At 41.9% G+C, this 10,149-nt stretch carries 8 protein-coding genes; 7 read left to right on the top strand and 1 reads right to left on the bottom strand.

Annotated features, from left to right (window positions below; translation table 11 throughout):
* Window positions 1-15: 15 nt before the first annotated feature.
* The gene (locus ACIFPW_RS22050) at window positions 16-960 is read right to left on the bottom strand and encodes a metal ABC transporter substrate-binding protein (RefSeq protein WP_430247163.1); all 945 of its coding nucleotides are present in this window, start codon (window positions 958-960) and stop codon (window positions 16-18) included.
* Window positions 961-1,606: 646 nt separating this feature from the next.
* Between ACIFPW_RS22050 and putP the strand changes: the two genes are divergently transcribed.
* The 7 genes from putP (at window position 1,607) to ACIFPW_RS22015 (ending at window position 9,971) form a co-directional block, all read left to right on the top strand.
* A complete protein-coding gene (putP, locus tag ACIFPW_RS22045) occupies window positions 1,607-3,070 on the top strand; it encodes a sodium/proline symporter PutP (protein WP_194222424.1) in 1,464 nt (487 codons plus the stop codon).
* 242 nt (window positions 3,071-3,312) lie between these two features.
* The gene (gatC, locus tag ACIFPW_RS22040) at window positions 3,313-3,603 is read left to right on the top strand and encodes an Asp-tRNA(Asn)/Glu-tRNA(Gln) amidotransferase subunit GatC (protein WP_430247162.1); all 291 of its coding nucleotides are present in this window, start codon (window positions 3,313-3,315) and stop codon (window positions 3,601-3,603) included.
* A 14-nt stretch (window positions 3,604-3,617) separates the two neighbouring features.
* Complete coding sequence (gatA, locus tag ACIFPW_RS22035) at window positions 3,618-5,066, top strand: Asp-tRNA(Asn)/Glu-tRNA(Gln) amidotransferase subunit GatA (RefSeq protein WP_194222422.1); 1,449 nt, start codon at window positions 3,618-3,620, stop codon at window positions 5,064-5,066.
* 16 nt (window positions 5,067-5,082) lie between these two features.
* A complete protein-coding gene (gene gatB, locus ACIFPW_RS22030) occupies window positions 5,083-6,516 on the top strand; it encodes an Asp-tRNA(Asn)/Glu-tRNA(Gln) amidotransferase subunit GatB (RefSeq protein ID WP_194222421.1) in 1,434 nt (477 codons plus the stop codon).
* 307 nt (window positions 6,517-6,823) lie between these two features.
* The gene (locus ACIFPW_RS22025) at window positions 6,824-7,771 is read left to right on the top strand and encodes a diacylglycerol kinase (RefSeq protein WP_194222420.1); all 948 of its coding nucleotides are present in this window, start codon (window positions 6,824-6,826) and stop codon (window positions 7,769-7,771) included.
* A gap of 299 nt (window positions 7,772-8,070) precedes the next feature.
* On the top strand, window positions 8,071-9,438 hold the full coding sequence (rlmD, locus tag ACIFPW_RS22020) for a 23S rRNA (uracil(1939)-C(5))-methyltransferase RlmD (RefSeq protein WP_430247161.1): 1,368 nt from the start codon (window positions 8,071-8,073) through the stop codon (window positions 9,436-9,438).
* 221 nt (window positions 9,439-9,659) lie between these two features.
* Entirely contained in the window at window positions 9,660-9,971 is a 312-nt protein-coding gene (locus ACIFPW_RS22015; RefSeq protein WP_430247160.1) for an iron-sulfur cluster biosynthesis family protein, read from the top strand.
* Window positions 9,972-10,149 lie beyond the last annotated feature (178 nt).

Raw genomic sequence — 10,149 nt, 5'->3', positions numbered from 1 at the left:
TGAGAGGGTTTTTGTTTATTCAGACAAGGCTTTTTGAAGTGTTTGAATGTTTTTTTTCATTAATGTGAAGTATGTTTCATTATTTTCGATATCTTCCTCGGTTAAAACTGATAGGTTATGGATGCGAAGCGTATTGAGTCCAAGCTCTTTTTGAACTGCTTTAGCAGGCTTGGGCGTAGCATTTTGTTCGAAAAGCATATACTTCAAATTGTGGCTTTTAGCTGTTTCGATAATTTCTTCCAATTGTTTTTGAGTTGGCTCTTGAGAAGGAGAAAGACCTGAGACGCTTAATTGTTCAAGGCCATAACGACTTTCCCAGTAGCTATAAGCATCATGAGAGATGAGAAATTCTTTCTTAGCTGCACGATCAGCCATTTCTTGAAAAGATTGATCCAAGGCTAATAATTCTTCTTGCAAAGAATTAAAATTAGTTTCGAATGTTTCTTTCTGATCAGGATCGAGCGTGATTAGAGCATCTTTAATATTTTCAGCCTGCTCGATTGCAAGGATGGGATCGATCCAGATATGGGGATTCATATCACCATGATCGTGATCGGCGTGCTCTTCATGTTCTTCATGCTCTTCTTCTGATTCATCCAGATGGATGTCTTTAGCAGACTCAAGAACCATGACATCCTCATTGCTTAGCGTATCCTGTGCAGCATCAGCAAATCCTTCCATACCTGCACCATTATAAATAAACAAATCAGCTTCAGCTAATTCGGCCATTGTTCTAGTTGTTGGCTCAAAGCTATGTGCATCGCTACCAGGAGGAATGATTGACTCTGCCGTTACATCTTCTCCTCCAATCCGTTCTGCAAAGTATTCAAGGGGGTAAAGTGTTGTATAAATGGTGAGCTTCCCATCCGTTTTAGAGTCTGACTCATCTTGACCACAAGCGACAAGGATAAACGTAGATATAGATAATAATAGCGCTAATTTAAAAAAGCGATTATTCATAAATGATTTTCCCTTCCGTAAGTTTCTCTGCCACTCATTATATCGTAATCATTACGTTTTGCAAACAGTAATCTTTCCGATTTGTTTCGTTCATATAATGAAAAATCTTAAAAAGATTTTGAAGTGGGAAGGTTCAAAATTACATGGAAAATATAGTTATAATAATTAGCGTTATGAAGGTATGAAAAGAAGAGAAACGCGGCAATCTATAAAAAATATTTCAATTTAAAGATTAACATTACAAAATAGTGGGTAAATGTTACTAGAGTATGTAGATGAGGCAAATAATGGTGAATTAATTTAAATAAATTTTCCTGAATACTTATGACATAAAAGTTGCTAAAAGAAGGGAAATCTCTTTTATTGTGTATTTTTATTCATTAAAAAGTTTATCTTATAATATTTTCATTGTTCAGAAAAATATTTTGTGATATAGTAATCATTGGTTTGTAAAGGACTAATGGTCTACTTGAATAATTTGAATTCACAGCGAAAATGCATAGTTGTGAATATTGACTTTGGAGGGGGTGAAAGTGTGGAATATACCTTAACTACCGCAACATGGTTCTGGCTACTTATACCAATGCCTTTATTAGTCGTATTATCAATAATAACTTTTTTTACCGAAAGGAGAGAATAGTACTCGATGAGTATTGAGACGCCAACGTTAGTCACATTTATAGTGTACCTTGTCGGTATGCTCGCAATTGGATTAATTGCTTACAAAATGACAAGTAACTTATCTGATTATGTTCTTGGAGGAAGAAGATTAGGTGGATCTGTTGCAGCACTTAGTGCCGGAGCATCAGATATGAGTAGCTGGCTCTTACTAGGACTACCTGGTGCAATGTATGCAGGTGGTATGAGTCAAATTTGGATTGGGATTGGGCTCGCAATCGGAGCTTACCTGAACTGGCAGTTTGTTGCATCGCGTCTTCGCCGTTATACAGAAGTGGCGAATGATTCGATTACGGTTCCTGATTACCTTGAAAACCGTTTTCGTGATGGTTCGAAAGCACTTCGCGTGATTTCGGCAATTGTCATTCTTGTATTCTTTACGTTCTATACGTCTTCAGGTCTTGTTGGGGGCGCAATCCTGTTTGAAAGCTCGTTCGGAATGAGCTATGAAAGCGCATTGTGGATCGGTGCACTTGTTATTATTTCTTATACGTTCCTCGGTGGTTTCTTAGCGGTAAGCTGGACAGATTTCTTCCAGGGAATACTTATGTTCCTTGCACTTGTTGTCGTGCCAATTGTTGCCCTAAATGAAATGGGTGGCTGGAGCGAAACTGTTAATCAAGTTGGTGCAACGGATACAACTTATCTAGATATCTTTACTGGTATGAGCTTTATGGGGATTATTTCCCTGCTTGGTTGGGGACTTGGTTACTTTGGCCAACCTCACATCATCACTCGTTTTATGGCAGTTAAATCTTCAAAAGAGATTCCTAAAGCACGCCTTGTTGGTATGTCATGGATGGTTCTTTCATTGTTTGGTGCAATCTTTACTGGTTTCATCGGTATTGCCTATTTCGATGCGGGCCTTCCGAACTCGGAAACAGTCTTTATTGAATTTACACAAGTGCTCTTTAATCCGTGGGTTTCCGGCTTCTTGCTTGCTGCAATCCTATCTGCGATTATGAGTACAATTGACTCTCAGCTTCTTGTATCTTCAAGTGCTGTTGCGGAGGACTTCTATAAAGCGATCCTTCGTAAGAATGCTAGTCAGACTGAGCTTGTATGGGTAGGTCGTATCGCGGTTCTTGCGATTGCGTTACTAGCTATTCTACTTGCTTACAACCCTGATAGCAGTGTTCTTGATCTTGTAAGTTATGCGTGGGCCGGGTTTGGTGCCGCATTTGGGCCAGTAATTATACTGAGTCTATTCTGGAAACGTATGACGCGTAATGGTGCCCTTGCTGGTATCATCACGGGTGCAGTAGTCGTTATTCTATGGGCTCAATTATCAGGCGGACTCTTCGACCTTTACGAATTGATTCCAGGCTTTATTCTTGCGTGGATCGCTGTTATGGCATTCAGCTTTGTAGGTAAAGAACCTGGTAAAGAGATTGAAGATGAATTTGAAGCAGCTAAGACATCTGAATTTTAATATTATCCTTTTTGAAGACTCACCCTGAGATGGGTGAGTCTTTTTATTGAGAAATGCCTTGTATAGTAGAGAACGTTTTAGTCTGCGGGTACGGCACAGCAGTCAAACAAACGTTTAATTACATTTTCTTAATTAAACGTTTGTTTAAAATTGGAACAGACGGCGTTCTGTTGCTTAATGAAGCTTGTTTTTGGTATCATCTATATATTGCAGGTTGTTCGAAATTTGTGGAGGTGAAAGTGATGTCCAGAATTACCAAAGAAGAAGTTAAGCATGTAGCTAATCTCGCCAGACTAGAAATGGATGAGGCAGAGGTCGAAAAATTTACAACTCAGCTTGATGACATTATCTCAATGGCGGAGCAGCTGAATGAATTAGATACAGAGAACGTTGAGCCTACAACGCATGTTCTCGATTTAAAAAATGTACTTCGTGAAGACAAAGCACAGCCGTGGTTATCTCGTGAGGAAGCATTGAAGAATGCACCTGATAAAGAGAATGGTCAAGTAAAAGTTCCATCAATATTTGAGTAAGGGAGGCAACGTCCTTGTTTGATAAAAGCATAAGTGAGCTTCACAGCTTGCTTCATAAGAAAGAACTATCCGTCAGTGAACTTGTTCAAACCTCGTTTGATCGTATTCATACGGTCGACGAAAAGGTAAAAGCATTCATGACGTTAAATGAAGAAGGAGCAATGCAAGCAGCAAAAGCGCTTGATGAAAAGCTCGGTACAGAAGATGCAAGAGGGCTTCTTTTTGGTCTCCCTGTAGGTGTGAAAGATAACATCGTCACAAAAGGCCTTCGTACAACAGCGTCAAGCCAGCTTCTAAGCAACTTTGACCCATTACATAATGCAACGGTGGTTGAACGTTTAAATGCAGCGGAAACAATCACTGTGGGCAAATTGAATATGGACGAGTTCGCGATGGGTTCTTCTAATGAGAACTCTGGCTTCTTTGGCACGCGTAACCCATGGAACACCGATTATGTACCTGGTGGCTCAAGCGGCGGCTCAGCTGCATCTGTTGCTGCTGGAGAAGTTTTCTTCTCACTTGGCTCTGATACAGGTGGCTCAATCCGTCAGCCAGCTGCTTTTTGTGGTGTTGTAGGATTAAAACCTACTTACGGACTCGTTTCTCGATTTGGCTTGATCGCGTTCGCATCATCACTCGATCAAATTGGACCAATCACAAACACCGTAGAAGATAACGCCTATCTTCTTCAATCTATTGCAGGTCACGATAAGATGGATTCAACATCAGCGAACGTTGACGTTCCAGATTACCTTTCTAGCCTAACTGGTGATGTAAAAGGACTACGTATTGCTGTACCGAAAGAATACCTTGCTGAAGGTGTAGATGAAGACGTGAAGAACAGCGTCCTTCAATCACTTAAAAAGCTTGAAGAGCTCGGCGCAACTTGGGAGGAAGTATCTCTACCTCACTCTAAATATGCTGTAGCGACATACTATCTTCTTTCTTCTTCAGAAGCATCAGCTAACCTTGCTCGCTTTGACGGCGTCCGCTATGGCGTTCGTGCTGAAGCTGAGAACCTTCTTGATCTTTATAAGAAAACAAGAAGCGAAGGCTTTGGTGACGAAGTGAAGCGACGTATTATGCTTGGTACATTTGCACTTAGCTCTGGCTATTACGATGCTTATTATAAGAAAGCACAAAAAGTTCGTACGCTCATCAAGAATGACTTTGAAAAAGTATTCGAGGACTACGATGTGATTATCGGACCTACAACGCCGACACCAGCCTTTAAAGTAGGCGAGAAAATTGATAACCCGCTAACGATGTATGCGAATGATATTCTCACAATCCCGGTTAACCTTGCAGGCGTTCCTGCGATTTCCGTACCTTGTGGTTTATCAAATGGCCTACCTGTTGGACTTCAAATAATCGGAAAGCACTTTGATGAGAAGACCGTTTACCGCGTAGCTCATGCATTTGAGCAAGCAACGGATCATCATAAGGCTAAACCAGAGCTGTAAGGGGTGACGACTGAAAATGAATTTTGAAACTATTATTGGTCTGGAAGTTCACTCAGAACTGAAGACAAACACAAAGATTTTCTGTAATTGTTCAACGAATTTCGGTGCGCCGCCTAACACGAACGTTTGCCCGATCTGTCTAGGTCATCCTGGTGTTCTTCCAGTGATGAACGAACAAGCTGTTGATTTTGCGATGCGTGCGGCAATGGCATTGAACTGTGAAATCGCAGAAGATACGAAGTTTGACCGTAAAAACTATTTCTACCCAGATAATCCGAAAGCTTATCAGATCTCACAATATGATAAGCCAATCGGTGAAAACGGATGGATTGATATTGAAGTAAACGGCAAAACAAAGCGTATCGGTATTACGCGTCTTCACCTTGAAGAAGATGCTGGTAAGCTCACGCACGTTGATGGAGAGAACCATTCTCTAGTTGACTTCAACCGTCAGGGTACACCACTTGTTGAGATCGTATCTGAGCCGGATATTCGTACACCTGAAGAAGCGTATGCTTACCTTGAGAAGCTTAAAGCGATTCTTCAATATACGGAAGTGTCTGACTGTAAAATGGAAGAAGGATCTCTTCGTTGCGATGCGAACCTTTCTCTTCGCCCATATGGACAAGAAGAGTTTGGTACAAAAACTGAGCTTAAGAACTTGAACTCATTTGCTAACGTACAAAAAGGTCTTCAATTCGAAGAAGTACGTCAGGAGAAAGAACTTCTAGCAGGAAACGTGATCGGTCAGGAAACGCGTCGTTATGACGAAGCTGGCAAGAAAACAATTCTGATGCGTGTGAAAGAAGGATCTGACGACTACCGTTACTTCCCAGAGCCTGACCTTGTTCGTCTTGCGATTAATAAAGAGTGGATGGACCGCGTGCGCGAAGATATTCCTGAACTTCCAGATGCTCGTCGTGAGCGCTATGTGCAGAAATATGATCTTCCAGAGTACGATGCGATGGTACTCACTCAGTCCAAGAAAATGTCAGATTTCTTCGAAGTAGCGATTGACCAGGGAGCTGATCCTAAACAAGCCTCAAACTGGTTGATGGGTGAAGTATCGGCATACTTAAATGCGAACTATAAAGAAATTGATGAAGTGGCCCTAACTCCGGAAGGATTAGGCAAACTAATTTCTCTAATCGAGAAAGGAACAATTTCTTCTAAGATCGCGAAGAAAGTATTCAAAGATCTTATCGAAAAAGGCGGCGATCCTGAACAGATCGTTAAAGACAAAGGCCTTGTGCAGATTTCTGACGAAGGCGAGCTTCGTTCAATCGTTTCAGGTATTCTTGACGAGAACGAACAATCCATCGAAGACTACAAAAACGGGAAAGACCGCGCACTCGGCTTCCTCGTTGGTCAAGTGATGAAGGCAACCAAAGGAAAAGCAAATCCTCCAATGGTAAACAAACTCATTGTTGAAGAAATGGATAAGCGATAAATTGTGAAACCCTCCCATTGCGGAGGGTTTTTTTATTGTCTATATAGAAGTGCAAGCTTGTATACCTCATCCGCATTTTTTCGGCTTTGCTTTTTTTTAGGGAAAAGCCTATAATCAGAACAGAAGGTTAAGCGGTGGAAAACGGTCACGAGAATGTGGGCGTTTTTTGTTTGCGACTATCATATAAATAAAAGAAGACATTACTTAAGAGAACGCGTACGATTATTGTCCAAACCAATTCAAAAAAGTAACCATACATGCAAATCAGAATGAAAGAATTAAGATAGAGAAGATAGGATGATGAAGGATGAAACGTGCAAGACTAATTTATAATCCAACGTCCGGTAGAGAACAAGTGAAGCGCTCGCTGCCATACATTTTAGAACGCCTTGAAGTAAATGGGTACGAGACGTCTGCCCATGCAACCACTTGTGAAGGGGATGCAACGGAAGCAGCGCGCATCGCTGTAGAAAGACGATTTGATCTTGTTATTGCTGCAGGTGGAGACGGAACGATTTATGAAGTAATCAATGGCATCGCTGAGCAGCCGTATCGTCCAAAAATGGGGATTATTCCAGTTGGTACAACGAACGATTTCGCACGAGCGATTGGCGTTCCTCGCACAGTTGAAGGTGCTATGGATGTCCTATGCAACGGCCTTGAAATGCCAATTGATATTGGTCGTGTAAACGAACATTACTTTATCAACATCGCAGGTGGCGGACGCCTGACTGAATTAACGTATGAAGTACCTAGTAAGCTTAAAACAATGCTTGGCCAGCTAGCTTATTATATGAAAGGCATCGAAATGCTTCCATCCATTCGCCCGGCGAGGACTCGGATTGAATATGATGGAAAACTCTTTGAAGATGAAATTATGCTTTTTCTAGTCTCTAACTCAAATTCCATCGGCGGATTTGAAAAGCTAGCCCCTCATGCGTCATTGAATGATGGACTGTTCGATCTCATGATTTTGAAAAAGACGAACATCGCAGAATTCATTCGGATCGCAAGTAGTGCGCTACGTGGTGATCATATTAATGATCCAAATGTTGTCTATAAAAAAGCAAGTCACATCAAAGTAGAATCAGTCGATAAAATGCAGCTCAACCTGGACGGAGAGTACGGCGGCCCACTTCCAGCAGAGTTTACGAACTTATATCGTCACATCACAATGATCGTCCCGAAAGAAACGAGCGAGAAACATACAAACGAAGAAGAAGCCGCGCACAAGCGCGCTATTTCAGGTGAGTAGAAGTGAAGTGTATGGGAGAAGTCAGAGACTGAGAGCTCTGGCTTTTTCTGTTGTAGTGGAGGATCTGGGAGTGGAGGAGGAAATTTGGGTTTGGCCAATAAAAATTGATTTTGGCTAATATATTTCAGATTTGGCCAATATATCGTGAGTTTAGCCAATATAATCCCATTTTGGCCAATAAACCATGAAATCGAGCTTGCCTCACATGCAAAAAGCACCGCGCTGATACATTTCGCGATCCATTCACACTGTGGTACAATTTTTGTACATGAAATTGAACGGAAAAGGACGGAAACCAAATGAGTAATCAAGAAGTACCTGTAAAAAAGAATGACGTTGTTGAAGTAGAGTTCAGAGACCTTTCCCATGACGGAGCAGGCGTTGCGAAAATAGATGGTTACACGCTTTTCGTCCCGTACGGTATCCCTGGCGAAACAGCGAACGTGAAAGTGATCAAAACGAAGAAAGGTTACGGCTTCGGAAAGATTCTTGATGTGAAAGTTGAGAGCGAAGACCGTAACACGCCGCCGTGTCCAATCTTCTATCAGTGTGGAGGCTGCCAAACACAGCACATTACGTACGATAGCCAGTTGAAGTTCAAGCATAAGCAAGTTCAAGATGTGATGGAGCGGATCGCGAAAATCGACGTACCCGTTCATCCTGTGCTCGGCATGGAAGACCCATGGCGCTACCGCAACAAAGCTCAGGTACCAGTTGGCGAACAGAATGGTAAGATCGTCGCTGGCTTCTACCAGCAGCGCAGTCACCAGATTATCGACATGGACCAGTGTCTCATTCAGGAGCAGGAGAACGACGAAGTTCTTCGCGTCGTAAAAGAGATCGCTGAAAAATACGGCATCCGCGCATACGACGAGCGTTCACATCGCGGAACGCTTAGACACGTTGTTGCAAAATACGGAAAACAAACGGACGACATCATGGTCGTCATCGTTACAAAAAACAAAGACTTACCAAATAGAAAGAACATCATCAAAGACATCACTGAGCAACTTCCGAAAGTGAAATCAATCGTTCAAAACGTAAATCCCAAGCGCACGAACGTGATTTTCGGTGACGAAACCCGCGTCCTGTGGGGCTCACCATACATTTACGATACGATCGGCGACATTAAATTCGCGATTTCAGCACGCTCGTTTTATCAAGTAAACCCGGATCAAACGAAAGTCCTTTACGATCAGGCGCTTGAATACGCTGGACTTACTGGGAATGAAACGGTCATCGACGCTTATTGCGGCATCGGAACGATTTCTCTGTTCCTCGCGCAAAAAGCAAAGCAGGTATATGGCGTTGAAATCGTACCAGAAGCGATTGAAGATGCGAAGCGAAATGCCGAGCTAAACGGCATCACAAACGCAGAGTTTGCGGTAGGTGAAGCAGAGAACGTCATTCCAGCCTGGAAAGAGCAGGGCATCAAGCCTGATGTGATCGTCGTTGACCCACCACGTAAAGGCTGCGACGAAGCGCTGCTACAAACGATTATTGATATGAAGCCTGAGAAAGTTGTGTACGTATCTTGTAATCCGGCTACGCTCGCTCGTGATCTACGCATCTTAGAAGATGGCGGGTTTGAAACGAAGGAAGTTCAGCCTGTTGATATGTTCCCGCATACCACGCACGTGGAGTGCGTAGCCGTACTAGAGCTATAATAAACTTCACTAAATCCCACCTTAACTCCAAAGTTAAGGTGGGATTTTAATTAGTTGCAATAAAGAGGTCGATTTATAGAAAGATACGTCTTTATAATTGTAATGACTGTTGAGAATATATTTTGCGCAATCGAATAGAGTGCAATTAAATTGAATCGGATATAGTGGTGTGATATGGTTTAGGCGTGAAGCATTATTGTATTCTTGAAGGAGTGAGGACCTTGACTATTACGTTTACGGACGCTGCAATTGAACAGTTAAATACAGAGGATTACGTAGCTTTTCAGCTTAATCCTAGTTTAGGTGGATGTAGCATTGGTGCCGACTGGATTACATTTAAGGCTTTGTCATCCAATAAAGCACAGACAGGTGAGAAGTTGGTAGAGACTAATTATAAGCCTGTGATTTTAGGAGTTAAGCACGAATCCTTTTTCAAAGAAGATATGATTATTGACTACTCTAGTAAAAGAAATGCATATATGTTAAAAAGCAAAAGTGAGATTCTCAGTTCTCGTTTGCCATTAGAAAAATAAGTTAGATTTACGAGTGAAAACATCAGGAATTGAAAGACGATCCAAAAAAAGCACCATCTCAAACGCTTAGAAGCGTTTGAGATGGTGCTTTTATGATTTATTAAGCCTTAGACGCCATCTTATCCTTACTCGTTTTCAGATCAAAACGATCGGCATTCATGATCTTCACCCATGCCGA

This window comes from Pseudalkalibacillus sp. NRS-1564 (assembly GCF_050467905.1).
In the GTDB taxonomy this organism is placed as follows: Bacteria; Bacillota; Bacilli; order Bacillales; family Guptibacillaceae; genus Guptibacillus; species Guptibacillus hwajinpoensis_B.
The sequence above is the reverse complement of the archived record's forward strand: the minus strand, read 5'-3'. Positions and strand labels throughout refer to the sequence as shown.